A 25,791-nucleotide genomic window follows, 5' to 3' on the forward strand; every position below is an offset into this window, starting at 1 on the left:
GTGCGGCTGGATCACCTTCCTTTCTAAGGATAATGCAGTCCTTTTGGACTGATAATAAGGTTGACGTTTCTTGTTTGTTTAGTTTTGAGGGAGCAATTCTCTCAAGACTTTTGTCCTTGAAAACTAGATAATCGTACAAGAAGCAAAGTAAACATCGAGTAATCGCCATTTTAGTTTTTCTCTCTTATTGAATAAGAGTTATAAACCTTTTTAGGTTAAGTTAGAAAGGGCGCACGGTGAATGCCTTGGCACTAGGAGCCGATGAAGGACGGGACTAACACCGATATGCTTCGGGGAGCTGTAAGTAAGCTTTGATCCGGAGATTTCCGAATGGGGAAACCCGCTGTTCGTAATGGAACAGTATCTTTACCTGAATACATAGGGTATGAAGGCGTTACCCGGGGAACTGAAACATCTAAGTACCCGGAGGAAAGAGAAAGCAAACGCGATTCCCTAAGTAGCGGCGAGCGAAACGGGACATAGCCAAACCAAGAGGCTTGCCTCTTGGGGTTGTAGGACACTCAACAGTGAATTGTCCAAAGGAACGGGGTAAATGAAGCAGATGGAAAGGTCAGCCAGAGAAGGTAAAAGCCCTGTAGTTGAAACTTCGTTCCCTCCTGAGTGGATCCTGAGTACGGCCGGACGCGTGCCAAATCCGGTCGGAAGCAGGGAGGACCATCTCCCAAGGCTAAATACTCCCTAGTGACCGATAGTGAACCAGTACCGTGGTAGGGAAAGGTGAACAGCACCGGAAGGGGAGTGAAATAGTTCCTGGACCCGTGTGCCTACAAGTAGTCAGAGCCCGTTTATGGGTGATGGCGTGCCTTTTGTAGAATTAAACTCGGCGAGTCACGATCCATGCAAGGTTAAGTTGAAGAGACGGAGCCGCAGCGAAAGCGAGTCTGAATAGGGCGTTTGAGTATGTGGTCGTAGACCCGAAACCAGGTGAATCTACCCATGTCCAGGGTGAAGCCAGGTAACACTGGATGGAGGCCCGAACCCACGCACGTTGAAAAGTGCGGGGATGAGGTGTGGGTAGCGGAGAAATTCCAATCGAACTTGGAGATAGCTGGTTCTCTCCGAAATAGCTTCAGGGCTAGCCTCACGTTGTTAGAGTCTTGGAGGTAGAGCACTGTTTGGACTAGGGGCCCTCATCGGGTTACCGAATTCAGACAAACTCCGAATGCCAAAGACTTATCCGTGGGAGTCAGACTGCGAGTGATAAGATCCGTAGTCGAAAAGGGAAACAGCCCAGACCACCAGCTAAGGTCCCAAAGTATACGTTAAGTGGAAAAGGATGTGGAGTTGCTTAGACAACCAGGATGTTGGCTTAGAAGCAGCCACCATTTAAAGAGTGCGTAATAGCTCACTGGTCGAGTGACTCTGCGCCGAAAATGTACCGGGGCTAAACGTATCACCGAAGCTGTGGATTGACACCGTTGGTGTCAGTGGTAGGAGAGCGTTCTAAGGGCGTTGAAGCTAGACCGTAAGGACTGGTGGAGCGCTTAGAAGTGAGAATGCCGGTATGAGTAGCGAAAGATGAGTGAGAATCTCATCCACCGTATGCCTAAGGTTTCCTGAGGAAGGCTCGTCCGCTCAGGGTTAGTCGGGACCTAAGCCGAGGCCGAAAGGCGTAGGCGATGGACAACAGGTTGATATTCCTGTACCACCTATGAATCGTTTGAGTGATGGGGGGACGCAGGAGGATAGGGTAAGCGCGCTGTTGGATATGCGCGTCTAAGCAGTTAGGCTGGTGAATAGGAAAATCCGTTCACCGTAAAGGCTGAGCTGTGACAGCGAGGGAAATTTAGTACCGAAGTTCCTGATTCCACACTGCCAAGAAAAGCCTCTAGCGAGATTCAAGGTGCCCGTACCGCAAACCGACACAGGTAGGCGAGGAGAGAATCCTAAGGTGAGCGAGAGAACTCTCGTTAAGGAACTCGGCAAATGACCCCGTAACTTCGGGAGAAGGGGTGCTCTTTAGGGTTCATAGCCCTGAAGAGCCGCAGTGAATAGGCCCAGGCGACTGTTTAGCAAAAACACAGGTCTCTGCGAAGCCGCAAGGCGAAGTATAGGGGCTGACGCCTGCCCGGTGCTGGAAGGTTAAGAGGAGGGGTTAGCGCAAGCGAAGCTCTGAATCGAAGCCCCAGTAAACGGCGGCCGTAACTATAACGGTCCTAAGGTAGCGAAATTCCTTGTCGGGTAGAGTTCCGACCCGCACGAAAGGCGTAACGATCTGGGCACTGTCTCAACGAGAGACTCGGTGAAATTATAGTACCTGTGAAGATGCAGGTTACCCGCGACAGGACGGAAAGACCCCGTGGAGCTTTACTGTAGCCTGATATTGAATTTTGGTACAGCTTGTACAGGATAGGTAGGAGCCTGAGAAGCCGGAGCGCTAGCTTCGGTGGAGGCGTCGGTGGGATACTACCCTGGCTGTATTGAAATTCTAACCCGCACCCCTGATCGGGGTGGGAGACAGTGTCAGGTGGGCAGTTTGACTGGGGCGGTCGCCTCCTAAAGAGTAACGGAGGCGCCCAAAGGTTCCCTCAGAATGGTTGGAAATCATTCGTAGAGTGTAAAGGCACAAGGGAGCTTGACTGCGAGACCTACAAGTCGAGCAGGGACGAAAGTCGGGCTTAGTGATCCGGTGGTTCCGCATGGAAGGGCCATCGCTCAACGGATAAAAGCTACCCCGGGGATAACAGGCTTATCTCCCCCAAGAGTCCACATCGACGGGGAGGTTTGGCACCTCGATGTCGGCTCATCGCATCCTGGGGCTGTAGTCGGTCCCAAGGGTTGGGCTGTTCGCCCATTAAAGCGGTACGCGAGCTGGGTTCAGAACGTCGTGAGACAGTTCGGTCCCTATCCGTCGTGGGCGCAGGAAATTTGAGAGGAGCTGTCCTTAGTACGAGAGGACCGGGATGGACGCACCGCTGGTGTACCAGTTGTCTTGCCAAAGGCATCGCTGGGTAGCTATGTGCGGACGGGATAAGTGCTGAAAGCATCTAAGCATGAAGCCCCCCTCAAGATGAGATTTCCCATAGCGTCAAGCTAGTAAGATCCCTGAAAGATGATCAGGTTGATAGGTCAGAGGTGGAAGCATGGCGACATGTGGAGCTGACTGATACTAATCGATCGAGGACTTAACCATTTCAAATTGGTTGAACTCGTTTTTACAAAAACTTCTTCTGCATTATCTAGTTTTGAGGGAATGAAAAAAATTAAATTTCCTCTTGAAAAATATGAAAAAGACATTATAATAAAATAGTGTCGATAAAATAGTCTGGTAACAATGGCGAGAAGGTCACACCCGTTCCCATACCGAACACGGAAGTTAAGCTTCTCAGCGCCGATGGTAGTTGGGGCATGCGCCCCTGTGAGAGTAGGACGTTGCCAGGCTGTAATCATATTATTCCGCAGTAGCTCAGTGGTAGAGCTATCGGCTGTTAACCGATCGGTCGTAGGTTCGAGTCCTACCTGCGGAGCCATTTTTGTTGGAGAGCTGTCCGAGTGGCCGAAGGAGCACGATTGGAAATCGTGTAGGCGGGTAACCCTGTCTCAAGGGTTCAAATCCCTTGCTCTCCGCCATAAAAACATTGTAACAATATGGCCCCTTGGTCAAGCGGTTAAGACACCGCCCTTTCACGGCGGTAACACGGGTTCGAATCCCGTAGGGGTCACCATTTGGAGGATTAGCTCAGCTGGGAGAGCATCTGCCTTACAAGCAGAGGGTCGGCGGTTCGATCCCGTCATCCTCCACCATAATGCTCTAATTATTATTATTATCGCGGGGTGGAGCAGTCCGGTAGCTCGTCGGGCTCATAACCCGAAGGTCGCAGGTTCAAATCCTGTCCCCGCAATTTGGTCTGGTAGTTCAGTTGGTTAGAATGCCTGCCTGTCACGCAGGAGGTCGCGGGTTCGAGTCCCGTCCAGACCGCCATTTAGAGTGGCTCAGTAGCTCAGTCGGTAGAGCAAAGGACTGAAAATCCTTGTGTCGGCGGTTCGATTCCGTCCTGAGCCACCATTTATTCATTTAATTGATTGCCGATGTAGCTCAATTGGTAGAGCAACTGAATCGTAATCAGTAGGTTGGGGGTTCAATTCCTCTCGTCGGCACCTTAAGCTGACAATAACATATTATAGTGGAGGGGTAGCGAAGTGGCTAAACGCGGCGGACTGTAAATCCGCTCCCTCCGGGTTCGGCGGTTCGAATCCGTCCCCCTCCACCATTTATTTATAGGGGTATAGTTTAAAGGTAGAACGAAGGTCTCCAAAACCTTTGGTGTGGGTTCAATTCCTACTACCCCTGCCAATCATATTGTGGCGATTGTGGCGAAGTGGTTAACGCATCGGATTGTGGTTCCGACATTCGTGGGTTCGATTCCCATCAGTCGCCCCATAAAAATATTTTATTATTATCATTGGGCTATAGCCAAGCGGTAAGGCATCGCACTTTGACTGCGACATGCGTTGGTTCAAATCCAGCTAGCCCAGCCATTCTGCGGAAGTAGTTCAGTGGTAGAACACCACCTTGCCAAGGTGGGGGTCGCGGGTTCGAATCCCGTCTTCCGCTCCAAAATATACGGCGGCATAGCCAAGTGGTAAGGCAGAGGTCTGCAAAACCTTTACCACCGGTTCGAATCCGGTTGCCGCCTCCAAATTTTATCTTTCATGGATTAAAATAAGTAATTGATTTTTGCCGGGGTGGCGGAACTGGCAGACGCACAGGACTTAAAATCCTGCGGTAGGTGACTACCGTACCGGTTCGATTCCGGTTCTCGGCATTGCTTCAAACATCTTAATACGCCGGTGTGGCGGAATTGGCAGACGCGCACGACTCAAAATCGTGTTCCGTGAGGAGTGTCGGTTCGACCCCGACCACCGGTATCAATTCGATGATAAAAAGGTTTTTCACATACCATGTAGAAAACCTTTTTTGTTTTTTATTCGTATGATGGACAATTCGCAGAAGAAAAAACATAAAGAAGCGTTGTTTAGTAAAGTGAAAAAAATCGACAAATTTCGATGAAGCTACTTGACGTATGGAAGAATTGTGTGTATTATAATAACAGTCAGTTCATCAATTTGTCATATTTAATCAAAACATGCGGGTGTAGTTTACTGGTAAAACCTCAGCCTTCCAAGCTGATGTAGTGGGTTCGATTCCCATCACCCGCTCCATACATATTAACTAACGCAGTGTATCGTTACATAGGAGAACGATGCATTGCGTTTTTTCATTACATTAAAAAAGGATGCCTTCTAGCATTCAAGAATATGAAATGTACCTTCCCCGCCATGAATTTGTAAAAACATGTCCATTAATGAAAGTGTCAGCTTTTCAGCATTTTCGATATCGGTTGATGGCCGTAAATAAATGATTTGTAAAGCATTTTTCGTAGTATATTTTACGGGTGTTCGTTCTGAATCGACAAACGGGCTGCCAAAAGGTCCCTCTTGATCAGCGGCCAAAAGTAATCGATCTAAAGAATTTTTCCTCCCGTTTAATCCTATGTACTCCTCGCCGGCTTTACCAATTCGTATTTCAACTGACCCTTGGATAAGATCAAGGTCATAAATTCCAATCGGCACTTGATACTGAAGTGAAAAAAAATTATTGATATCAATAGCACTTTGCACCGAAGAAAGATAATTTTGCGATTGTACCCGTCTATATAAGCTTTCTGCAGAGGGACGGTAGCGATTTGGATCTTTACCAGTCTGTTTAAATACGTTGCGCCATTCTTGTAAGCCCGGAAGGTCTGTTACATTAGTGTTTTCTAAATCAAAATAAATCGACTCTTGAAAAAGCTGCAGTCTGCCCTTAAGCATTTGTGGTGAATCTCCTACTGTGATATTTCTGTATTCAATTACCCCAAGTTTAAAGCCGGGAATTTGCTCGATTATTTCCGTTGAAAGTTGAATTTCCAACGATTCCACCTCCAAATTTCATTAAAAATAGTTTATCATAATTAGATGTGCAGCTAATAATCTTATCAACTTTAAAATAGACGAAGTATTTTGGAAAGGAGGGAATTGAAATGGATGTAAATAGATTAAAAACTGAACTTATTGCCTTCAGTAAAGAGATTGGCATTGATAAAATCGGGTTCACTACAGCAGATCCATTCGATGAATTAAAAAATCGTTTAATTAGACAGCAGGCTCTTGGCTATCAATCAGGATTTGAGGAGCCGGATATCGAGAAACGAGTTACACCCTCATTGCTGCTTGAAGAGCCTCGCTCAATTATTTCGATTGCCCTCGCTTATCCATCAAAAATGAAGGAACGGAAGGAAGGCAGGAAGGGTGAGCGGAGAGGGATATTCAGCAGAGCCTCTTGGGGGCTAGATTATCATCATATTCTTCGGGACCGGTTGAAAAGGCTGGAAGAATTTATTATCTCTAATATCCCTGATGCCCGGTTAAGATCAATGGTTGATACTGGGGAGCTATCAGACCGGGCAGTTGCTGAAAGAGCCGGAATTGGCTGGAGCGGAAAAAACTGTGCCATTATTACACCGGAATTTGGCTCCTACGTATATATAGGAGAAATGATAACAAGTATTCCGTTTGAACCGGACACACGAATAGAGGACCAATGCGGGTCTTGCACAAAGTGTTTAGATGCCTGTCCTACAGGTGCTTTAGTCCAAGGCGGGCAAATTAACGCTCAGCGCTGTATATCATTTTTAACACAGACAAAAGGATTTATTCCTGATGAGTTTCGGGAAAAGATTGGGAATCGTGTTTACGGCTGTGATTCCTGTCAGACTGCATGTCCGCATAACAAAGGGAAAAACTTTTATTTTCACTCGGAAATGGAGCCCGACCCTGAAGTAGCCAAGCCCCTGTTAAAGCCGATTTTATCGCTAAGCAACCGCGAATTTAAAAATAAGTTCGGCTATGTCTCGGGTTCATGGAGAGGAAAGAAACCCATTCAGCGGAATGCGATGATTGCACTTGGCCATTTTAAAGATGAAACGGCTATTCCTGAATTAACTGAGGTTTTAGTAAAAGAAGTAAGTCCCGTTGCAAGGGGAACGGCTGCATGGGCATTAGGGAAAATTGGCAGCGCCAAGGCATTAACTGCCCTTTTAACAGCCAAAGAAAATGAAGCTGATACTGAGGTTCTTGAAGAAATTAATAAAGCATTAAGTTTTTTCCAATAAGAAAAGAGCAAACCGTTTTGCTCTTTTTTTATATTAAATCCCGCTTACCCTCATATGTATAAAAAGAGAGGAGGGTCAAGACCATGCGTGAATTACTTCAAGATCTTTTTGAAAAAAGGGTAGATTTATTTGTATCGGAAAATAGGGGCAGTAAGCTGTTTTTTCCGAAGGCAGAAAAGAAACAGGCAGCAGCAGCGAAAAGGTCGGCAGAAATTGTTAAAGTGAAAGCTTTAGGAAACATCGTTGAGGAATCGGTAGAAGATGAATTTAAAATGATTAAATACAACGCCCATTATCAATATTTAATTAAACAGAAGGGTCAGCTATATCTTGAAGAAGAAATTGAAGAAAGAATTGCTAAGTTTTATAAAGGCGCTTTAGTTATGGATGAGGAAATAATAACGCCGATGCAACATCAAGAACCCGCTCAGGAAGTGATTGTACCGGAAATAGAAGACCGAGAAGAGCGGATTAGCTATGAATATAACCGCTTAAAAGCGGTTCAATACGCAGAGCGCTGGTGGAATACCTATAATCCTGCCTTTCAAAAATTTGAAAATAACTGTACCAATTATATATCTCAATGTCTCAGGGCGGGTGAGGCACCGATGAGAGGACATCCGAACCGCGGGAATGGCTGGTGGTACCAACGAACGAATTGGAGCTATAGCTGGGCAGTGGCGCATTCTCTTAAAAACTATTTAGGCAATTCTAAAAGCGGCCTCAGAGCAAGAGAAGTCAGCAGCCCAGACCAGCTGATATTAGGAGACGTTATTTGCTATGACTTTGAGGGCGACGGCAGGTTTAATCATAACACAATTGTTACTGGAAGGGATGCGTATGGCATGCCCTTAGTGAATGCTAATACCTACAATAGCCGGATGCGCTACTGGGCATATGAAGATTCCTCCGCATATACTCCAAATATTAAATATCGGTTTTATACCATCATTGATAACTGAGTTTTGTATTTGTATGGATTAATGAAAGTGGTATAATTGCCTGTAGACGTTTTTATTCGAGGTGAAATTCGTGTCAATACATGTAGTGCTATATCAACCACAAATACCATCTAATACAGGGAATATTGCCCGCACGTGTGCAGGAACCGATACGGCTTTACATTTAATCCGTCCGTTAGGTTTTTCCACGGATGACAAGATGTTGAAAAGAGCTGGATTGGATTATTGGGAACATGTAAATATTGCTTACTATGATTCATTAAAAGAGTTTTATGAGAAGAATGCCGGCGGGGAATTTTTCTATATTACGAAATTTGGTGAAAAACAATACAGCAGCTTTGATTATAGTCATTCGGAAAAAGATTATTATTTTATTTTTGGACGTGAAACAACAGGTCTTCCAAAGGACGTAATTGAAAATAATAAAGAAACGGCCTTGAGAATTCCGATGACTGAAAATATTCGTTCCTTAAATTTGTCCAATACTGCTGCTATTCTCATTTACGAAGCATTACGCCAGCAAAATTTTGCGCATTTAAAATAAAAAAAGCTGCCACAATCGGCAGCCTTTTTTTATTATTTATTTGTTCCCGGTTTGTCGTTATAACCTGCAGTGAAGATAGCCGCTAAGAATGCGATCATGACTAAAACAACGATGAAAGTATTCATGATATGTAATGTCCTCCTTAATTTATCCGATTTTTCATGTTAAACATATAGTTTTATTATAGCCTATCTTTAAGAAATGAAAAGTGCAATATTCCTTTTATTAAAATAAAAAAGATAGATGGTAACGCAATATGGTTACGCATGTTCAAAGGATTAAGTGCATAGAGTATATTAATCGTCTCTGATTAAGCTACAGGGGGAGGGTATATATGGATATTCTAAAAAAAATCGAGATGTTTCGTGAAGAAGAGGAAAAACTGCGTTGGGAAGGTTCATTTGCCGATTACTTATTGTTGTTAAAGGAAAAGCCATGGGTAGCACAATCTGCACATTCTCGAGTTTATAATATGATCAAGGATGCTGGAATTGAAGAAGTAAAAGGGACGAAGAAGTACAAATTCTTTAGCAATCAATTATTTGGATTAGAAGAATCATTGGAGAGGCTTGTTGAAGAGTATTTTCATCCAGCAGCCAAAAGGCTGGATGTCAGGAAACGGATTTTATTGTTAATGGGGCCAGTCAGCGGCGGGAAATCTACACTTGTTACGATGTTAAAGAGGGGATTAGAAGGTTATTCGCATACCGATCGAGGCTCTGTTTTTGCCATCAAAGGCTGCCCAATGCACGAGGATCCACTGCACTTAATTCCCCATCATTTGCGTGCTGATTTCCATGAGGAGTATGGTATCCGGATTGAAGGAAATCTTTCGCCGCTTAATATGATGCGCCTTGAGAAGGAATACGGGGGCAGAATTGAAGATGTTTTAGTAGAAAGAATTTTCTTCTCTGAGGATAAACGAACAGGCATCGGAACGTTCAGTCCATCCGATCCAAAATCTCAGGATATCGCTGATTTAACAGGAAGTATTGATTTCTCCACCATTGCCGAATTTGGTTCTGAATCAGATCCCCGTGCCTACCGTTTCGATGGTGAGCTTAATAAAGCGAACCGCGGGATGATGGAGTTCCAGGAGATGTTAAAATGTGATGAGAAATTCCTCTGGCACCTGCTATCTTTAACCCAAGAAGGAAACTTTAAAGCAGGAAGGTTTGCCTTAATAAGCGCTGACGAGCTCATTGTCGCGCACACAAATGAAACAGAATACCGTTCCTTTATTTCCAACAAGAAAAATGAAGCACTTCATTCCAGAATTATCGTTATGCCGATTCCATATAACTTAAAGGCCTCACAGGAAGAACGAATATATGAAAAGATGATTAACGAAAGTGATGTTTCAGATGTTCATATTGCCCCACATACATTAAAAGTGGCGGCGATGTTTACCATCTTAACACGCTTAAAGGAACCAAAAAAGGGTGATATTGATTTACTGAAAAAAATGCGTCTTTATGATGGAGAGAGTGTAGAGGGCTTTAATACAGCTGATGTAGAGGAACTTAAACGCGAGTATCCAGATGAAGGGATGAGCGGAATTGATCCGCGTTATGTGATTAACCGTATTTCCTCGACGATTATTCGCAAGGAAGTACCTTCCATTAACGCATTAGACGTATTAAGATCATTAAAAGACGGGCTTGACCAACATCCATCCATTACCGCTGAACTGCGCGACCGATATATGAATTATATCTCTTTAGCACGAAAAGAGTATGATAATATTGCAAAGAAGGAAGTTCAAAAGGCGTTTGTTTATTCGTATGAAGAGTCTGCTAAAACGCTCATGGACAATTATCTTGATAATGTGGAAGCGTATTGTAATAAAGCTAAACTTCGAGATCCTCTGACAGGAGAAGAAATTAATCCGGATGAAAAATTAATGAGGTCGATTGAAGAACAAATTGGCATCTCTGAAAATGCGAAAAAAGCTTTCAGAGAAGAAGTTTTAATCCGCATTTCCGCCTTTGCAAGAAAAGGGAAAAGGTTTGATTATAATTCGCATGACCGCCTAAGAGAGGCCATCCAGAAGAAACTGTTTGCAGATCTTAAGGATGTTGTCAAGATTACGACTTCTTCAAAAACACCAGATGAACAGCAATTAAAGAAAATCAACGATGTTGTTGCTCGTTTAGTTGATGAACATGGATATAATTCAACATCGGCAAATGAATTATTAAGGTATGTTGGAAGCTTATTAAATAGATAATGAGGGGTAGAATTAAAATAGGAGGACTGACAGAAAGTATCTGTCAGTCTATTTTTTTCAATCTGTTAAACCTCGTCCAATTTCATAGGCGATAAACCAATTGTCGAAATTATTTGTAAATTATTCTTTATCTCTGCATAGGATAAAGTAATCTATACTTTATATGACTTTTTTCACTCGCGTTATCTTATGTAGCTGCTAAAAAAGTGTGCAATGTAGTCTAATTAATTTCATAAGGAGGGGTTTGGAATGTCAACCGATAACCATCAATTTGTGATTTCTCGAGAAGATTGGTCCCTCCACCGCAAAGGCCACGATGACCAAGTACGGCATCAGGAAAAAGTCCAGGAGGCAATTCGCAACAATCTTCCAGACTTAATTACAGAAGAGAGCATAATTATGTCTAATGGTCGAGATGTGGTAAAAATTCCGATTCGTTCATTGGACGAATATAAGATTCGTTATAATTATGACAAAAACAAACACGTGGGCCAGGGTGACGGTGACAGTCAAGTCGGGGATGTAGTAGCACGTGACGGTTCCAGCGGACAAAAGGGTCCCGGTAAAGGCCAAGGGGCAGGGGACCAGGCCGGAGAAGATTATTTTGAAGCAGAAGTGTCATTAATGGAGCTCGAAGAGGCATTATTTAAGCAATTAGAACTTCCGAATTTAAAGAAAAAAGAGGAACAAGAGCATCTCGTTGAAAATATTGAATTCAACGATATTAGAAAAACAGGATTAATGGGGAACATTGATAAAAAACGGACCATGATGTCTGCTTTCAAACGTAATGCCATGAGCGGGAAACCAGCATTCCACCCTATTTATAAAGACGATCTGAAATTTAAGACGTGGAATGAAGTGGTTAAACCGGATTCGAAAGCGGTCGTCATTGCGATGATGGATACGAGCGGCAGTATGGGTATTTGGGAAAAGTATATGGCCCGCAGCTTTTTCTTTTGGATGACACGCTTTTTGAGAACAAAATATGAAACAGTTGAAATAGAGTTTATCGCGCACCATACAGAGGCAAAAGTCGTTTCAGAAGAAGATTTCTTCTCAAAAGGAGAAAGCGGTGGAACCATATGTTCATCTGCATACCGCAAAGCTCTAGAGATTATTGAGGCAAAATACAATCCACGAAAGTTCAACATCTATCCATTCCACTTTTCAGACGGTGACAATCTTACATCGGATAATGCCCGTTGTGTGAAGCTTGTAGAAGAATTAATGAAGGTATCAAATATGTTTGGCTATGGGGAAGTCAATCAATATAATCGCCACTCGACCTTAATGTCCGCATATAAGAACATCAAGGATGAACATTTCCGGTATTATATTCTTAAACAAAAAGCTGATGTGTTCCATGCGATGAAAAGCTTTTTTCAAAACGAAGAATCAAAATTATATGCTTAACCAAATCGACAGGACTACGTGCCTGTCGATTTCATTTATGGATGTAAAAATTGAAAATAGGAAAGAATTTTATTAAAGGAATGATGGAAAAAATGAATGAAGATAAAAGCCTATCTTTACAAATATTAATTGGTATAGACAACTATACTTTTAAAAGGTAAAATGAAGATAGTTTCGGAAAGGAAGTAATTGAAAGATGGTCCATAATGTTAATCCTATGTTACTTAAAGGTATTCGAATTTATTCAGAAGATAAAATAATTGAAAATGGATATATAAAATTAAAAGATGAAAAAATAGCAGAACTTGGTACATTGGAAGACCTAGAGACCGAAGAGGGTTTTGAGGTGATTGAGATTCCTCCCCATTGTCAGGCAGTTCCAGGTTTTATTGATGTGCATATCCATGGTGTTAATGGCGCGGACACTATGGATGGAACGAAGGAAGCATTAGATACAATGGTTGCTGCACTGCCTAAAGAAGGGACTACAAGTTTCTTAGCCACTACAATGACCCAAGAAGGAAAACAAATAGAACATGCTTTACTTAATGCCGCAGAGTATATTGAAACGCAGTCATCTAACGGAAAGGCCGAAATCCTTGGACTGCATCTTGAAGGGCCATTTGTAAATGCCGAAAAAGCAGGAGCCCAGCCAATTCAGCATATTGTTGATCCTGATCTCGGATTATTTAAAGAGTGGCAGAGGTTGTCCGGTGGAACAATAAAACTTGTTACACTGGCACCAGAGCAGCCGGGTGGATTGGAAATGATCCGCTTCCTCAAGGAAAATGGTATTATTGCCTCTATCGGTCATACGGATGCAACCTTTGAACAGGTTGACGAAGCCATTGAGGCAGGGGCTAATCACGTAACCCATCTTTTCAATCAAATGAGAGGGCTGCATCATCGTGAACCAGGTGTAGTGGGGGCTGCTTTTTTACGAAAAGAATTAAAAGCAGAAATTATCGTAGACGGTGTTCATGTTCATCCGGATATGGTAAACCTGGCATACAAAAATAAACAGAGTGAAGGTTTAATTTTAATTACTGACTCTATGCGCGCGAAATGCTTGAAAAATGGGATGTATGACCTTGGCGGGCAAGAAGTTACCGTTAAAGATGGAAAGGCAGTCCTTGCTGATGGAACGCTTGCCGGCAGTATTTTAAAACTAGGACATGCCGTAAAAAATATGCTGACATACACAGGTTGTTCACTTGAGGAAGCAATTGAAATGGCATCCGTTAATCCGGCAAAGCAGTTGAATGTATTTGATAGAAAGGGAAGCATTGCTGTGGGGAAGGATGCAGATATCGTGATTCTTGATGAGAATATGAATGTCTCTTTGACATTTTGCCGTGGAACACTTTCGTATAAAAGGGAGGAAAACTAACGATGAAAATAATTGAAGTGAAGGATTACACAGAGATGAGTCAGAAAGCAGCAGAGTATATTATTGAAAAGGTTCGTCAAAATCCTAGCATTAAATTAGGACTTGCTACTGGTGGAACACCTGTAGGAACATACAACAAGTTAATTGAAGACCATAAGGAACATGGAACTTCTTATCGAAATGTAACTACATTTAATTTGGATGAATACATTGGTCTCGCAGGTGATGATGCAAACAGCTATCGATTCTTTATGGATGAAAAACTATTTAATCATATTGATATTGATAAAAACAACACTAACGTTCCGAGCGGAACCAATCAAGACAACGAAGAAGAATGTACCTGTTATGAATCATTGGTTGCGGGGTCAGGAGGAGTTGATTTGCAAGTTCTTGGGATTGGCAGCAATGGCCATATTGGATTTAATGAACCGGGGACGTCCTTTACATCTCAAACACATGTAATCGAACTTGCTCCTTCCACAATTGAGGCAAACGCAAGGTTCTTTGAGCGCATTGAAGATGTACCAACAAAAGCCATTACAATGGGAATTTCTACTATTATGAAAAGCAAAGAAATTCTGCTTTTAGTATCGGGTGAAACAAAGAACGATGCAATGAGTAAACTTTTGGAGGGGGATGTAACTGAAAGTTTTCCTGCCTCTGTGTTGAAAAACCATCCGAGTGTCACAATTATTGCTGATAAAGCAGCAGTTTCAGGCTTAAAGACTCATCGTCAATAATCCATTTTTCATCCCCCAATGACAGAATCGAAAAAATGAAAGCCTGTCATATTAAAGTTAAAATAGAAGGGTGAAAGTAAGGAGAATGTTAAACAAAAATTCCCCCATACCACTATATTATCAGCTTGAGGAGCACATTAAAGGGTTAATTGAAAAGGGTGAATTAATGCCTGGCGATGCTCTTCCTCCTGAAAGGGAATATGCTGAGAAGTACCAAATCAGCAGGATGACAGTTAGACAGGCCTTTACCCAGCTAGTGAATGAAGGTTATTTATATCGGTTTCAAGGGAAGGGAACCTATGTTGCTGAGAGGAAAATTGAACAGCCTCTGCAAGGAATAACAAGCTTTACTGAAGATATGAGAGCGAGAGGTCTTACTCCTGGGAGTCAGCTTCTGAAGTTTGAAATTATTCCTGCTGGTATTCAGATTGCCGATCAATTAAACATTCCGGAATCCGCAGCTGTTTATGAAATACAGAGGATTCGTTTAGCAGATGATGTGCCAATGGCAATAGAAACTAATTATTTTTCAACAGCCTTAATAACAGGGCTTACGGAACAAATTACGGTCCATTCTCTTTACGAATATATCGAAGCAAATTTGAACTTGCGAATCGAAAGTGCTTCACAGGTTATTGAGTCATCGATCGCAAGTCAAAATGAAGCGGAATTATTAAATATTGTGAGCGGTGCTCCTGTTATGCATATTCAAAGGACTGCCTATTTAGGTGACGGCACGCCTGTAGAATATGTAAAATCTGTTTTCCGTGCGGACCGTTATAAATTTTTGATACAAATGAAACGATGAAGAATTGTAAAAAAACAGATGCGATGGCGTCTGTTTTTTTACTTTCAAGGCTTTTTTTATCCATAACGGATATTACCATTAATAACTTCCCTGAAAAAATGAAAAATAAGAAGGCAAGAGAGTTTTTAAAAAGGGGGGTTTTCAATTGATAAAAAAACCAGTTGGGTTAATTGTAACAGCTATCCTAACAGTGGGACTTGCTGCTTGTAATAACAATAATAATGATCAAATAAATGATCAGACGACCGACCAGGTAGGGATGAATACAACGGACAGGGATAACCATTTTCTTGATGTTCGAAATGGAAGAGATGACGGGATTGATCACAATGGTCTCCTAACAGAGGATTATACAAATCGGAACAATAGTGAAAGTGATCTCGATGCAAATCTGTTTAATGATCGAAAAAAGGTTAGAAAAAATAATCGGGATATGATTTCCGCATATCAAACAACTTTAAACAGTGATCAATATCCACATACGAGAGCGGTATTAATCCAAGACGCCAAATATCAGTATATCCGCATCGACCCTAGACAAGGAAATTGGCTAATCCAGCAGGCGCAGCCGTTTATACAGCAGCAAAAACCGACTGGAAATGCACCAACGCCGGCACCAGCACCACAGCAAATACAACCAGCGGCACCGGCACCGGCACCACAGCAAACACAACCGGCGGCACCAGCACCAAAACAGACCCAGCCTGTGACACCGGCACAGCAAAAGACAAAACCGGCACCAAAACCAGCGGCACAGCCGAAAAATAATGCACCTGCCACAGGAGCAGTGAGTAAGTATGTGCAGCAGGTAATCGACCTGACAAATGCCGAGCGAAGTAAAAACGGGCTTCCAGCTTTAAAAGCTGATTCACAGCTAAATGGCGTTGCCCAAAAAAAATCATTGGATATGCAGCAAAAAAATTACTTTTCACATACAAGCCCAACTTATGGGTCGCCATTCGACATGATGAGAGATTTTGGTGTAACCTATAAATCTGCGGGCGAAAATATCGCTCAAGGGCAACGGACCCCACAAGAGGTCGTAACTGCTTGGATGAACAGTGAAGGACATCGTAAAAACATTTTAAGTTCAAATTTTACTCATATCGGGGTAGGATTTGAAGATACTGGAAAACACTGGACACAAATGTTTATTGGAAAATAAGAAAAGTAGAAGCGTCCTTTGGCACTGGAGCTAAACAATTAAAAGCCGGCAGATGACTAGGATCTGCCGGCTTTTAGGATGGATGTAATGGTAGGAAATTCAAAAAGGAAGGTTGTGCCTTTTCCGACTTCACTTTCTACCCAGACCGAACCATCCATTGCACGGATAATACTATATACAACCATCATGCCGAGACCCGTTCCCTTTTTTCCTTTTGTAGAATAGAAGGGTTCCCCTAATCGTTCAAGTTGTTCAGGTGTCATCCCAACTCCTGTATCCTTCACTTTGATGGTTACGTAGTTTTGGCTAAATTCCGTTGAAAGGGTTAAATACCCGCCCGAAGGCATTGATTCAATTGCATTTTTTATCACATTTACAAAACACTGACGGAATTTTTGTACGTCGCCCTTTATAAACCCTATTACAGAAAAATCTGTAATAATTTCAACTGAATTCTGATTCGCCAAAGGCTGAAGGATATTAATAATTTGCCGGAGTTCACTTTTTACATTCAGTTCTTCTAATGTCTCCAAGGATGGTTTCGCGAAGGTCAAATAATCCTGAATGACTTTTTCTGCAGAATGTAATTCCTCCTTCACAATGGATAAGTATTCTTTTCTTTTTTGCCTTGAAAGATAATCATCCTGTAAAAGTTGAACAAACCCGCTGGCAGCGGTCAATGGATTGCGAATTTCATGTGAAATTGCGGCTCCCATTTGTTCGACTGCTTTCAATTTTTCTGCCTTAATCAACTGTTGTTGCATTTGATTGTTTTTTCGAACAAATTCAATTCCATATGAAATAATTCCAATCCCAAATGATGGGATGAAAAGGTAGGCAAACCAAGCATCAAATTGAATGGAATCAGAAAAATAAAAACTCATTCCAAAGACTGTTATAACCCCAAGGATCATTCCCATACAAACGGTAACAAGGATTCGGCGTTCGGGAGCCAATTTTAAAAACCATGGATATAATTTAAGCAGTATAAAAGAAATTGGTAAATAAAGGACAAGTGTAAGGAGGAACCCTAAATCCAAACCATAAAAGCCCCTCAAAAGAATAATTGTTACACCAAGGATGGGGCCAATTCCAACATATAGCCCCCCCAGAACCAAAGGAATGATCCTTAAATCGAACCTGGCAGAGGGAACCGGGTTATAGGAAAATTGAATAGATAACCATAATGTTACAATAAAAAAAAATATAATGGAGGGTTTAGAAAGGGTGAATTTATTATTTTTTTCCAAAAATATCAAACAAATCAGAAGAAGTATAATCAAAAGGGAGAGATTTAAGAAAAGGTGCTTCGTAATTTCCATTTCTATCACCATCCAAAAGGCCTGATAGGGAAATTTTACATGTATTTTCCACAAGTTACAACAAAATTCGCTAAATATTTAGAAAGTATATAAATTTTGTTTAGATATTTGCCGAAAATAAGGAAGGCACTATATTAGGCCTTCCTTGTTTCTATGGATTCAATTGAAACAGTATTCCTGCCTTTTGTTTTAGAATCATAAAGGGCAGAATCAGCCGCTTTTATTAATGTTTGCGGGTTTGACGATGCTAAGGGTATCAACGTGGCTAACCCAATACTTAAGGTGACAGTATCAGCAATTTCTGAACTAATATGGGGAATTTTAAGTTTCTGCACTGTCTTTTGAATAGTTTGCGCCACATTCATTCCAGCCTCTATACTGGTACCAGGTAAGATTAGGGCAAATACTTCTCCTCCATAACGGCAAAAGGTATAGCCTGAATTCTCTGAAAATAATTCTTTTATGGCTTGGGCAATGGTCTGTAAGCAAAAGTCTCCTGTTAGATGCCCATAGGTATCATTGTATTTTTTAAAATAATCAATGTCGAACATGATCAAGGATACGGGTGATTGTAAGGATGAAGAGTCTGACCATGCTTGCTCAAGGGCCTCATCGAAATATCTCCTATTTGAAATCCCTGTTAAACCATCCATATAGGAGAGACGATTGAGCAGTTCATTTGCTTCTTGTAATTTTTGTTCGGTTTGTTTTCGTTCGGTGATATTTCTGGAAACAATAATGACGCGTTTACTGCCATTTTCTTGAAAATGGACACTTTTTAGCGTTGATTCGATCCAAACATAGCCCCCAGCCTTCAAACGATAACGATAAGTACACTCAGCAACACCATCATGAAGCGCTTTTAAAAACATCTCATGTATACGCTCGAGATCATCGGTATGAATAAAATTCTCCATTTTTTTCCCTAATAGTTCTGGATACTCAAAATGGATGATTTCGCCCACAGCTGGTGAAATGTAGATATACTCCGATTTTTCATTGTGCATGGTAATCATGTCACTGGAGTATTCTGCTATTAATCGAAAACGTTCTTCTGTCTCTTTTAATTTTAATAGACTTTCTTTTAACTGATTATGTGCTTTATTTGAATCCACTACAAACACAAAAAAATGATAAGCAATAAATCCTCCAATCATTGAAATAAGATAATGTAGGGTTAACACATTTTTTAAAATATGGAAATCATCAATTCTTACGATGAAGATGGTTGAAATAATAAGTAATCCAATCAGGTTCATGATAAAAGCCTTTAAAGTACTATGAATCTTTAATTTTGAGATGACACCACATAGTATACCAATGAGTAGTGCACCGACAGATGGAAGGATGGAAGCCTGACTAAAGCCAAAAAAGATGATTCTTCCTATTGCAATTAGAGAAGCAGCTATGAGGGCTGGTAAATAACCGCCGAATGCGGCTGGAATGACAATAGCCAAATGGCGTAAATCCGCAATGATGTTTGAACTAACTTGAATACTAAACAACATTAAAATATTTCCTAATATCCCAAAACTAAGCCCCCAATAGAGTCTTGATGTTAAGGGCGAAGAAACGTGTAATGGTTTATCCTTAAAAACTACTCCCATCATTGAAAAGGAAGCAATTAAGAGTGCAGCATTTGAGACAAAATCTTTTAGCATGTAAATTCTCCTGATAAAGTAATAAAAGTCGATTATCCTATTGGCAATAGTTGAATAAATAAAAGCATACCAATTATACTATGAATTTGATAATTTTTACAAAGTCAGAAAGTAAAACAATGTGAAAATAAAAAAGCTTCCGTTGGGGGAAGCTTTTCCAATCATTCATCACATTTGAACTGCAATGCCATTCGCTAATTCTTTAGCAGCCAGGCTGGCAGCTTTTTTGGCCTTTGCTAGTATTTCAGGTACTTTTTGTGGATTAAGGTCAAATCCTTCCACAATGACTGTGTCCATCACATCAATCCCCAAGAAGCGGAGGGCAATTTTTAAATAGCGGTCGCCGGATTCCAATTCCTGCATTGGGGTGCCGGTATATTGTCCGCCTCTTGTTTGGATATGGACTGCCTTTTTATTTGAAAGCAGCCCCTTCGGTCCACCCGGAGTGTGTGCAAAAGTTTTTCCCGATACAAATAAATTATCAAGGAAGGCCTTTAAAATGGCAGGAGAGCTTAAGTTCCACATAGGTGACACAAAAACATAATAATCATACGTAATAAACTCATCAGTAAGTGCATGCATTTTTAAGATTTTTTCTCGTTCTACATCTGATAATTGTTCCATTGTATATCCGTATCCAGCCAACTTTCCTCTTGCTGATACTAAATCAGCGTCCATTTGTGGAAAATCCAAAGTAAACAAATCCATTTTCTTTATCTTTACGTCTTGGCGTACCTGTTGAAAAGCATCAAGAAATGCTTCACCAATTTGCATTCCTTTTGATTTCTCCAGACCTTTTGGATTCGCTGTTATATAAAGCAACTTTTCCATTTCAACACAACCCATCTATGTAATTGTAGTTCGTTATATTCATTATAGAAAAGTTCTGCATGCTCAATATTGAACAATCGGTGAAAATCTTGAACATTAAGTGACGTTTGACCATGATACAGGGCTAACAATTAAAAATTTGCACAAACTATAAAAAAATGGAGGTTTGATTTAATGAGAGAAAAAAAGAAAGAAACAGTAAAGATTGTTACAAATGAGGCAATTATCGGCAAACCGTACCTTGATATTGATCGTGTAATCATTGAAGGAAGGTCAGCCGACGCTAATCATCAAAAGAAGGAATAATATTCTAAATTTTTTTATATTAGCGCTTACAAAAATGGTTGACGAATAAAAAAATGGATGGTATTCTAAGTTTACAAATTAATTTGTAAGTTTAATAAACAAATTAATGGAATTATAAACCAATCTCGAGTTGGAAAGAGAGTTTTTTTTAAATGTGTTTGGAAGGGTTTACAAGATTGAAAATTAGAGAAATTAGGCGAATTATAGGGGGAAGCTCCTAAATACAGCTTATCAATGGAGGGGAAAAGAATGGGTCAACCTGCTAGAAAATTTGAAACTGGAGCAACAAATACGGGTGGTAGTGCTGTACGTCCTTTTGGTATGAAAGATAAACTAGGCTATATGTTTGGTGATTGGGGAAATGATTTCTTCTTCATTCTCGTAAGTTCATTCTTAATGGTTTACTATACAGATGTTTTCCATATTAGTGCAGCAACTGTTGGCATACTCTTTTTAGTTGCCCGTTTATGGGATGCTGTAGCGGATGTTACTTGGGGCCGTTTTATTGATACAAGGAAGCCTGGAAAAAATGGCAAGTTTAGACCGTGGATTTTCAGAATGTCTTTCCCGCTTGTAGTCTCAGGTGTGTTAATGTTTGTTCATATTCCAGGTATGTCTAATGGATTTTATCTAGCCTGGGCTTTTGTCACATATATTGTATGGGGAACACTATATAGTACGGTAAATATTCCTTATGGCTCAATGGCTTCTGTAATTACGAATGATCCTGTTGAACGTACAACTTTATCTACTTTTAGAACGTTAGGTGCAAACTTAGCTGGATTAATCATTAATGTAGTCGGACCATTAATTTTGTTTGTTGACAATAAAGCAGATGCCAACCAATTCCTATTGGGTGCTATTATTTTCGGACTTCTATCAATTTCTTGTTATATGGCATGTTATAAAATGACTACTGAACGGATTGTTGCTGATGAAAATGACAAGCCAAAGGTAAATTTCGGAAAGACTGTTAAAGGTCTTGGAAAAAATAAACCATTAATGTGGATTCTTATCGCATCGCTTACTTTCATGGTCTGTTTTATGATGATTGGTGCAGTCAACGTGTATTTGTTTAAAGATTATTTTGGAAACGCAAAGGCATTAAGTATGGTTGGACTATTACAAACCGCTACTGTCTTTGTTGCAATGCCGATGGTAAAGCCGTTAGTAGCGAAATTTGGTAAAAAAGAAACCGCGGCAGCTGGGCTGTTACTTTCAACTGTTGTTTATGCGCTTTTATACTTCTTACCAAACTTACATGAAAATCAATTTATTGGAATATTAACAGTAGCAATGTTTGGATACGCTTTCTTTAACTTGGTTGTTTGGGCATTTGTTACAGACGTAATCGATTATCATGAATATTTAACTGGCTTACGCGAAGATGGTACTGTTTACTCAATCTATTCCTTTGCTCGTAAAGTGGGGCAGGCTATTGCAGGTGGAATCGGCGGTGTTGCGATTGCAGCAGTCGGTTATAACTCAACATCTGCAACTCAAACTCAAGAAGCTTTACAAGGGATTCATACACTAGGTACTTTAGTGCCAGCAATCATACTTGCTGTGATTTTCTTAATTTTAGTTTTCTTATATCCTTTGAATAAGAAACGTACACTTCAATTAAGCACTGATTTGGCTGAAAGAAGAAAGATACAAAACTAAACCACATTTTTGAATCTAATATGATTCACTCACGGCAGGCCCGATTACTCATGAAAATGGTGATCGGGTTTTTTTATTTTGGCTCTGTTAAGCATGGCTGTTGATTTCTGCTACAGCCGCTCCAATCAACAGTGGTACAAAATCAACAATAAATTTAACAGAGCCTTTATTTTAACAGAGATAAAAAAGTATAAATTCCAAAAGCGGTATAATTTTCAAAGATAACCGCTTACAAAATTTATTGACGAATAATATCGTTGGTGGTATTCTACTAATGTAAATTAATTAGTTAGTTCATTAAACAAATTAACTATGTGTTTTATATTATAGGTAAATGTAATCGGTTTAACTAGTTTTGAAAAGGATTACAGGTGGAAAATTACACCAACTTAGAAAAGGAAGGAAGCGCAGTTTCATGGAAAGTAATAGCGCAAAGAAATTAACTTTAAAAGAAAAAGTCTCCTATGGTTTGGGTGATGTTGGTAACGGATTCATGTTTGATATGGGGCAAATTTATTTGCTTAAGTTTTATACAGACGTTTTGGGGATCTCAGCTTATTGGGGAGGTTTAGTATTTTTAATTTCGAAAATTTTTGATGCGTTTGCCGATTCAAGTGTTGGCGCCTTTGTTGATAAACGGAAAATAGGGAAACGTGGTAAGTTCCGGCCGTTCCTATTATTTGGTTCCATTCCACTAGCTGTTATGACTATTATTTCGTTTACTGCTCCAAACTTTTCGGGCGGCGGCAAAATAGCCTTTGCTTTTATCACTTATATGCTTTTTGGCCTTGCTTACTCTATTGTTAATATCCCTTACGGATCGCTTGCAGCTTCCATGACCCAGGATTCGGTAGACCGTGCTTCCCTTGGATCATTTAGAGCGATTGGCAGCCAATTTGCCTTGTTAATTTCGGGGATGACTGTAATCCCAATCATATCACATTTTGAAAATGTAAAAACTGGATATGCAGTAGGAATCGCAATTATGGCTGTTGCCGGTGTAATCTTCCACTATATTTGCTATCGCAATACAACAGAAAATGTTGTTGGTCAACCAAAAACAGGTAAAGATAAAATTCCAATGTCACGTTTATTTAAATTATTATTAAGTAATAGACCATTAATTGCTCTTTGTTTTGTTTGTTTATTTATGGTGGCAGCAAGTAACCTTCGCACCGCTGTACAGCTTTACTACTTACAATATAATTTAAATAATACAGGTCTTATGGCATTACTTTCATTTACTAGTGTAGGAATTGCTGTTGTTGGTTCATTCTTTATTCCAACATTTGTTAAAAAGTTTGGCAAGAAAAAAACATTCATTATAGGCCTTATCATTGGCATCGTTGCAGACGCATTGAACTTTGTTCTGCCAGCAAGTGTTCCAACCTTCCTTACCTTACTTTCAATCGGAAGTTTTGGATTAAGCTTTGCACTTGGTTTACCGTGGGTTATGGTGGCAGATACAATTGATTATCACGAATGGAAGACAGGAGAACGGACTGAGGGTGTTGTTTATTCTTCTTACAGCTTCTTCCGTAAGCTTGCACAAGCACTTGCCGGGTTTATTCCTGGTGTTGCCCTTGGATTGATTGGCTATGTTCCAAATGTACAGCAAACTGCTGATACCCTTTTGGGGATAAAAGGCTTGATGTTCCTTATTCCGGCAGGATTTAACTTGATTGCATGTGTCATTTTAATTGTTGTTTATAATTTATCAGACGATCGTTACAATAAAATTGTAGAAGAATTGAAAACAAGAGCTTCTAACAGTTTAAAAAGTGCATAATGAAAAGAACCTCCTAATAGCAGCAGCTATTGGAGGTTCTTTTTTTAAAATAAATTCAAATCAGCTGATTGCGCTTTCATTTTCTGAGGTTTGTACTTCATAAGATAAATTCAGCATTGGGACATCAAGAAAATGTTTAATAGCAAGTGCGCATGCTCCAAGACCACTGGATTTTTTCCCAATTGACGAGATCAATAGTTCGCGATAGTGGCTGATGGAGGAATGTAAGTTTTTACTGATTTTATCCAAAGAGTTCGGATACATCCGCAGCAATTCACTATCCAAAACAAGTACGTCTGGATTGTACATATTAATCATATTATTTAACCCAATTGAAAGGTAGTAAATTAGTTGCTCCAGCAACTCGTGTACCTCTTCGTCACCTTCATCAAGCCATTTTTGAATTTGTTCATAGGTAAGATTCTTAATCTTTCTTGTTTCAGAAAGATATTCAAAGATGCTTGATTCTGAGGCATACTTTTCCCAGCATCCATTGTTTCCGCAATTGCACGGCTTCCCACCTGGCATGATAATCATGTGACCAGCTTCACCTGCGTACCCGTCATGGCCGCGAAAAAATTCGCTGTTCATCATCATCCCAAGACCAATTCCGGAGTAAAGAGTAGCACATAAAAGATTATTCGTTTCATGGTGAACAAAAACTCTCTCGGCAAAAGCGGAAAGATTCGCATTGTTTTCAAGATAAATATTGATGCCCAGCACTTTTTCTAAATCATTTTTTAAGTGGACATCATGCCACTTGAATTTTGGGACATAATGAACAAGTTCGTCTCTAGCGACAAGGCCGTGAATAGCAATGACAATTCCAACAATTCCGTAACGGCTGTCTGTACACTCAGATCTGTATTTTTGAATCTGCTCCATTAGGAGATGCAGAATCTCATAGTAGTCTGTAGTATCTATTTCAATAGTAGTGGAAGAAATAGGCTGACCTAGAAGATTAGATAGGGTAAAAGATAGTTGACCATAATCCAAGTCAATTCCAAGTGCATACCCAGCTTGTCCGTTTAAAGATAGCATGATTGGCTTCCGGCCGACATGATTATGCTCTAGTTGTGTTTCGACAATTAATCCTTCATCTAGTAAGTCTGCTACTTGTGCTGAGATCGTTGCTCGTGTTAGAGCAGTAACCTTCGATAAGTCTGCTCTTGAAATCATTCCTTCTTTTACAATTTCTCGGATAATTAAGGAGCGATTAATTTTTTTTATATAAGCCGCATCACCGGTAACCATTCTTATCCTCCATTTCTAAACGGATAGGAAAGGATACTATCCTATCCCAGGGACACGCCAATCGGCGTTTCCCTTTCAAACAATCTACTACTATTATAACAGCTAATGGCAAGCATGGTTTAGCATATTTAAATTAATTCATAAATTGTCAATTGACGAAGCAAACTAATCATGATATGGTAATTGTATTATTAATTTGTTTAATAAACAAATTAAATAAAATTAAATTTAAAAAATATTTTATCCTGTTTCTGTAAGGGGTTACAGTCACTGCTGTAAATAATAATTAACGAAGAAAAAGGAGAGGAATACTTTGAAAGCATTTATGGACCAACACTTTTTGTTAAATTCGGAGACAGCCGTAAAACTATATGAAAATGCAGCATCAAAAGCACCAATCTTTGATTTCCATTGTCACTTAAATCCTCAAGAAGTATGGGTGAAGCGGCGCACGAAAAACGCGAAAGCGTTTCACGATAAATGCGAAAACGCCTATTGTAGGTTGTTGGGTTCAACTTAAGCACCGGTTT

At 40.4% G+C, this 25,791-nt stretch carries 18 protein-coding genes, 17 tRNA genes and 2 rRNA genes; 32 read left to right on the plus strand and 5 right to left on the minus strand.

All coding sequences use genetic code 11. The annotated features are described in order from the left end of the window. The first annotated feature begins 213 nt into the window (after positions 1-213). From ACO1D1_RS14895 to ACO1D1_RS14985, 19 genes are all read left to right on the plus strand, one after another. Positions 214-3,154, plus strand: a 23S ribosomal RNA gene (locus ACO1D1_RS14895). A gap of 131 nt (positions 3,155-3,285) precedes the next feature. Next, positions 3,286-3,402: ribosomal RNA gene (gene rrf, locus ACO1D1_RS14900) — 5S ribosomal RNA — on the plus strand. 14 nt (positions 3,403-3,416) lie between these two features. Beyond that, a tRNA-Asn gene (locus tag ACO1D1_RS14905) sits at positions 3,417-3,491 on the plus strand. A gap of 8 nt (positions 3,492-3,499) precedes the next feature. Next, positions 3,500-3,591: transfer RNA gene (locus tag ACO1D1_RS14910), tRNA-Ser, on the plus strand. Positions 3,592-3,611: 20 nt separating this feature from the next. After that, positions 3,612-3,686 (plus strand) — tRNA-Glu (locus ACO1D1_RS14915). A gap of 3 nt (positions 3,687-3,689) precedes the next feature. Continuing rightward, a tRNA-Val gene (locus tag ACO1D1_RS14920) sits at positions 3,690-3,765 on the plus strand. 24 nt (positions 3,766-3,789) lie between these two features. After that, a tRNA-Met gene (locus ACO1D1_RS14925) sits at positions 3,790-3,863 on the plus strand. A gap of 3 nt (positions 3,864-3,866) precedes the next feature. Further along, a tRNA-Asp gene (locus ACO1D1_RS14930) sits at positions 3,867-3,943 on the plus strand. Positions 3,944-3,951: 8 nt separating this feature from the next. Beyond that, positions 3,952-4,027: transfer RNA gene (locus ACO1D1_RS14935), tRNA-Phe, on the plus strand. Positions 4,028-4,046: 19 nt separating this feature from the next. Beyond that, positions 4,047-4,119 (plus strand) — tRNA-Thr (locus ACO1D1_RS14940). A 28-nt stretch (positions 4,120-4,147) separates the two neighbouring features. Next, positions 4,148-4,232: transfer RNA gene (locus tag ACO1D1_RS14945), tRNA-Tyr, on the plus strand. A 9-nt stretch (positions 4,233-4,241) separates the two neighbouring features. Next, positions 4,242-4,315: transfer RNA gene (locus tag ACO1D1_RS14950), tRNA-Trp, on the plus strand. Positions 4,316-4,326: 11 nt separating this feature from the next. Next, positions 4,327-4,402: transfer RNA gene (locus ACO1D1_RS14955), tRNA-His, on the plus strand. Positions 4,403-4,425: 23 nt separating this feature from the next. After that, positions 4,426-4,500, plus strand: a tRNA-Gln gene (locus tag ACO1D1_RS14960). A gap of 4 nt (positions 4,501-4,504) precedes the next feature. Then, positions 4,505-4,579, plus strand: a tRNA-Gly gene (locus ACO1D1_RS14965). A gap of 8 nt (positions 4,580-4,587) precedes the next feature. Beyond that, positions 4,588-4,661, plus strand: a tRNA-Cys gene (locus tag ACO1D1_RS14970). A 40-nt stretch (positions 4,662-4,701) separates the two neighbouring features. After that, positions 4,702-4,787, plus strand: a tRNA-Leu gene (locus tag ACO1D1_RS14975). A 21-nt stretch (positions 4,788-4,808) separates the two neighbouring features. After that, a tRNA-Leu gene (locus ACO1D1_RS14980) sits at positions 4,809-4,890 on the plus strand. Between the two features lie 220 nt (positions 4,891-5,110). Continuing rightward, positions 5,111-5,184, plus strand: a tRNA-Gly gene (locus ACO1D1_RS14985). Between the two features lie 81 nt (positions 5,185-5,265). Here ACO1D1_RS14985 and ACO1D1_RS14990 read toward each other — a convergent pair. Beyond that, positions 5,266-5,934 carry a B3/B4 domain-containing protein gene (locus ACO1D1_RS14990; RefSeq protein WP_149869118.1) on the minus strand — a complete coding sequence of 223 codons (669 nt, stop codon included), beginning with the start codon at positions 5,932-5,934 and terminating at the stop codon, positions 5,266-5,268. 110 nt (positions 5,935-6,044) lie between these two features. Between ACO1D1_RS14990 and queG the strand changes: the two genes are divergently transcribed. The 9 genes from queG to ACO1D1_RS15035 all read left to right on the plus strand — a co-directional run bounded on the left by queG (position 6,045) and on the right by ACO1D1_RS15035 (position 16,433). Then, a complete protein-coding gene (queG, locus tag ACO1D1_RS14995) occupies positions 6,045-7,175 on the plus strand; it encodes a tRNA epoxyqueuosine(34) reductase QueG (RefSeq protein WP_149869119.1) in 1,131 nt (376 codons plus the stop codon). Between the two features lie 83 nt (positions 7,176-7,258). Continuing rightward, positions 7,259-8,137, plus strand: coding sequence for an amidase domain-containing protein (locus ACO1D1_RS15000; RefSeq protein WP_423336380.1), 879 nt, complete (start codon positions 7,259-7,261; stop codon positions 8,135-8,137). A gap of 70 nt (positions 8,138-8,207) precedes the next feature. Beyond that, positions 8,208-8,681, plus strand: a complete 474-nt coding sequence (trmL, locus tag ACO1D1_RS15005; protein ID WP_149869121.1) for a tRNA (uridine(34)/cytosine(34)/5-carboxymethylaminomethyluridine(34)-2'-O)-methyltransferase TrmL — start codon at positions 8,208-8,210, stop codon at positions 8,679-8,681. 334 nt (positions 8,682-9,015) lie between these two features. Continuing rightward, complete coding sequence (locus tag ACO1D1_RS15010) at positions 9,016-10,911, plus strand: PrkA family serine protein kinase (RefSeq protein WP_149869122.1); 1,896 nt, start codon at positions 9,016-9,018, stop codon at positions 10,909-10,911. 249 nt (positions 10,912-11,160) lie between these two features. Further along, positions 11,161-12,327 (plus strand): sporulation protein YhbH, encoded by a 1,167-nt coding sequence (gene yhbH, locus ACO1D1_RS15015; RefSeq protein WP_149869123.1) that lies wholly within the window; start codon positions 11,161-11,163, stop codon positions 12,325-12,327. Between the two features lie 217 nt (positions 12,328-12,544). Continuing rightward, positions 12,545-13,717 (plus strand): N-acetylglucosamine-6-phosphate deacetylase, encoded by a 1,173-nt coding sequence (gene nagA / locus ACO1D1_RS15020; protein WP_423336381.1) that lies wholly within the window; start codon positions 12,545-12,547, stop codon positions 13,715-13,717. A gap of 2 nt (positions 13,718-13,719) precedes the next feature. Beyond that, the gene (nagB, locus tag ACO1D1_RS15025; RefSeq protein WP_423336382.1) at positions 13,720-14,460 is read left to right on the plus strand and encodes a glucosamine-6-phosphate deaminase; all 741 of its coding nucleotides are present in this window, start codon (positions 13,720-13,722) and stop codon (positions 14,458-14,460) included. Between the two features lie 85 nt (positions 14,461-14,545). After that, positions 14,546-15,268, plus strand: a complete 723-nt coding sequence (locus ACO1D1_RS15030) for a GntR family transcriptional regulator (RefSeq protein ID WP_149869126.1) — start codon at positions 14,546-14,548, stop codon at positions 15,266-15,268. A 433-nt stretch (positions 15,269-15,701) separates the two neighbouring features. After that, positions 15,702-16,433, plus strand: coding sequence for a CAP domain-containing protein (locus ACO1D1_RS15035; protein WP_149872625.1), 732 nt, complete (start codon positions 15,702-15,704; stop codon positions 16,431-16,433). Between the two features lie 56 nt (positions 16,434-16,489). Here the strand turns inward: ACO1D1_RS15035 and ACO1D1_RS15040 are convergent, their stop codons facing one another. From ACO1D1_RS15040 to ACO1D1_RS15050, 3 genes are all read right to left on the minus strand, one after another. Further along, positions 16,490-17,473 carry a sensor histidine kinase gene (locus ACO1D1_RS15040; RefSeq protein ID WP_223820912.1) on the minus strand — a complete coding sequence of 328 codons (984 nt, stop codon included), beginning with the start codon at positions 17,471-17,473 and terminating at the stop codon, positions 16,490-16,492. A gap of 416 nt (positions 17,474-17,889) precedes the next feature. After that, positions 17,890-19,416, minus strand: a complete 1,527-nt coding sequence (locus ACO1D1_RS15045; RefSeq protein WP_423336383.1) for a diguanylate cyclase domain-containing protein — start codon at positions 19,414-19,416, stop codon at positions 17,890-17,892. Between the two features lie 168 nt (positions 19,417-19,584). Continuing rightward, positions 19,585-20,247 (minus strand): FMN-dependent NADH-azoreductase, encoded by a 663-nt coding sequence (locus tag ACO1D1_RS15050; protein ID WP_149869129.1) that lies wholly within the window; start codon positions 20,245-20,247, stop codon positions 19,585-19,587. Between the two features lie 174 nt (positions 20,248-20,421). Between ACO1D1_RS15050 and ACO1D1_RS15055 the strand changes: the two genes are divergently transcribed. The 3 genes from ACO1D1_RS15055 to ACO1D1_RS15065 all read left to right on the plus strand — a co-directional run bounded on the left by ACO1D1_RS15055 (position 20,422) and on the right by ACO1D1_RS15065 (position 24,007). Next, positions 20,422-20,553, plus strand: coding sequence for a hypothetical protein (locus ACO1D1_RS15055; protein WP_263315298.1), 132 nt, complete (start codon positions 20,422-20,424; stop codon positions 20,551-20,553). A 249-nt stretch (positions 20,554-20,802) separates the two neighbouring features. Beyond that, positions 20,803-22,218 (plus strand): MFS transporter, encoded by a 1,416-nt coding sequence (locus tag ACO1D1_RS15060; RefSeq protein WP_423336384.1) that lies wholly within the window; start codon positions 20,803-20,805, stop codon positions 22,216-22,218. A 415-nt stretch (positions 22,219-22,633) separates the two neighbouring features. Further along, complete coding sequence (locus ACO1D1_RS15065) at positions 22,634-24,007, plus strand: glycoside-pentoside-hexuronide (GPH):cation symporter (protein ID WP_423336385.1); 1,374 nt, start codon at positions 22,634-22,636, stop codon at positions 24,005-24,007. Positions 24,008-24,067: 60 nt separating this feature from the next. On the opposite strand, the gene ACO1D1_RS15070 is transcribed toward ACO1D1_RS15065, so the two are convergent. Continuing rightward, positions 24,068-25,261, minus strand: a complete 1,194-nt coding sequence (locus ACO1D1_RS15070) for an ROK family protein (RefSeq protein WP_423336386.1) — start codon at positions 25,259-25,261, stop codon at positions 24,068-24,070. A 325-nt stretch (positions 25,262-25,586) separates the two neighbouring features. Between ACO1D1_RS15070 and ACO1D1_RS15075 the strand changes: the two genes are divergently transcribed. Next, positions 25,587-25,781, plus strand: a complete 195-nt coding sequence (locus ACO1D1_RS15075; RefSeq protein ID WP_423336387.1) for a glucuronate isomerase — start codon at positions 25,587-25,589, stop codon at positions 25,779-25,781. The last annotated feature ends 10 nt before the right edge of the window (positions 25,782-25,791 follow it).

The organism is Neobacillus sp. 19, assembly GCF_049463095.1.
Classification (GTDB): domain Bacteria; phylum Bacillota; class Bacilli; order Bacillales; family Cytobacillaceae; genus Neobacillus.

What these genes read in the sequence shown, in the direction of transcription:
- ACO1D1_RS15055 (WP_263315298.1), top strand. Translation starts at nt 20,422, where the DNA reads ATGAGAGAAAAAAAGAAAGAAACAGTAAAGATTGTTACAAATGAGGCA.
- nagB (WP_423336382.1), top strand. Translation starts at nt 13,720, where the DNA reads ATGAAAATAATTGAAGTGAAGGATTACACAGAGATGAGTCAGAAAGCA.
- ACO1D1_RS15030 (WP_149869126.1), top strand. Translation starts at nt 14,546, where the DNA reads ATGTTAAACAAAAATTCCCCCATACCACTATATTATCAGCTTGAGGAG.
- ACO1D1_RS15075 (WP_423336387.1), top strand. Translation starts at nt 25,587, where the DNA reads ATGGACCAACACTTTTTGTTAAATTCGGAGACAGCCGTAAAACTATAT.
- ACO1D1_RS15060 (WP_423336384.1), top strand. Translation starts at nt 20,803, where the DNA reads ATGGGTCAACCTGCTAGAAAATTTGAAACTGGAGCAACAAATACGGGT.
- ACO1D1_RS15065 (WP_423336385.1), top strand. Translation starts at nt 22,634, where the DNA reads ATGGAAAGTAATAGCGCAAAGAAATTAACTTTAAAAGAAAAAGTCTCC.
- nagA (WP_423336381.1), top strand. Translation starts at nt 12,545, where the DNA reads ATGTTACTTAAAGGTATTCGAATTTATTCAGAAGATAAAATAATTGAA.
- yhbH (WP_149869123.1), top strand. Translation starts at nt 11,161, where the DNA reads ATGTCAACCGATAACCATCAATTTGTGATTTCTCGAGAAGATTGGTCC.
- ACO1D1_RS15000 (WP_423336380.1), top strand. Translation starts at nt 7,259, where the DNA reads ATGCGTGAATTACTTCAAGATCTTTTTGAAAAAAGGGTAGATTTATTT.
- ACO1D1_RS15045 (WP_423336383.1), bottom strand. Translation starts at nt 19,416, where the DNA reads ATGCTAAAAGATTTTGTCTCAAATGCTGCACTCTTAATTGCTTCCTTT.
- ACO1D1_RS15050 (WP_149869129.1), bottom strand. Translation starts at nt 20,247, where the DNA reads ATGGAAAAGTTGCTTTATATAACAGCGAATCCAAAAGGTCTGGAGAAA.
- ACO1D1_RS15010 (WP_149869122.1), top strand. Translation starts at nt 9,016, where the DNA reads ATGGATATTCTAAAAAAAATCGAGATGTTTCGTGAAGAAGAGGAAAAA.
- ACO1D1_RS15070 (WP_423336386.1), bottom strand. Translation starts at nt 25,261, where the DNA reads ATGGTTACCGGTGATGCGGCTTATATAAAAAAAATTAATCGCTCCTTA.
- queG (WP_149869119.1), top strand. Translation starts at nt 6,045, where the DNA reads ATGGATGTAAATAGATTAAAAACTGAACTTATTGCCTTCAGTAAAGAG.
- ACO1D1_RS15035 (WP_149872625.1), top strand. Translation starts at nt 15,702, where the DNA reads ATGATTTCCGCATATCAAACAACTTTAAACAGTGATCAATATCCACAT.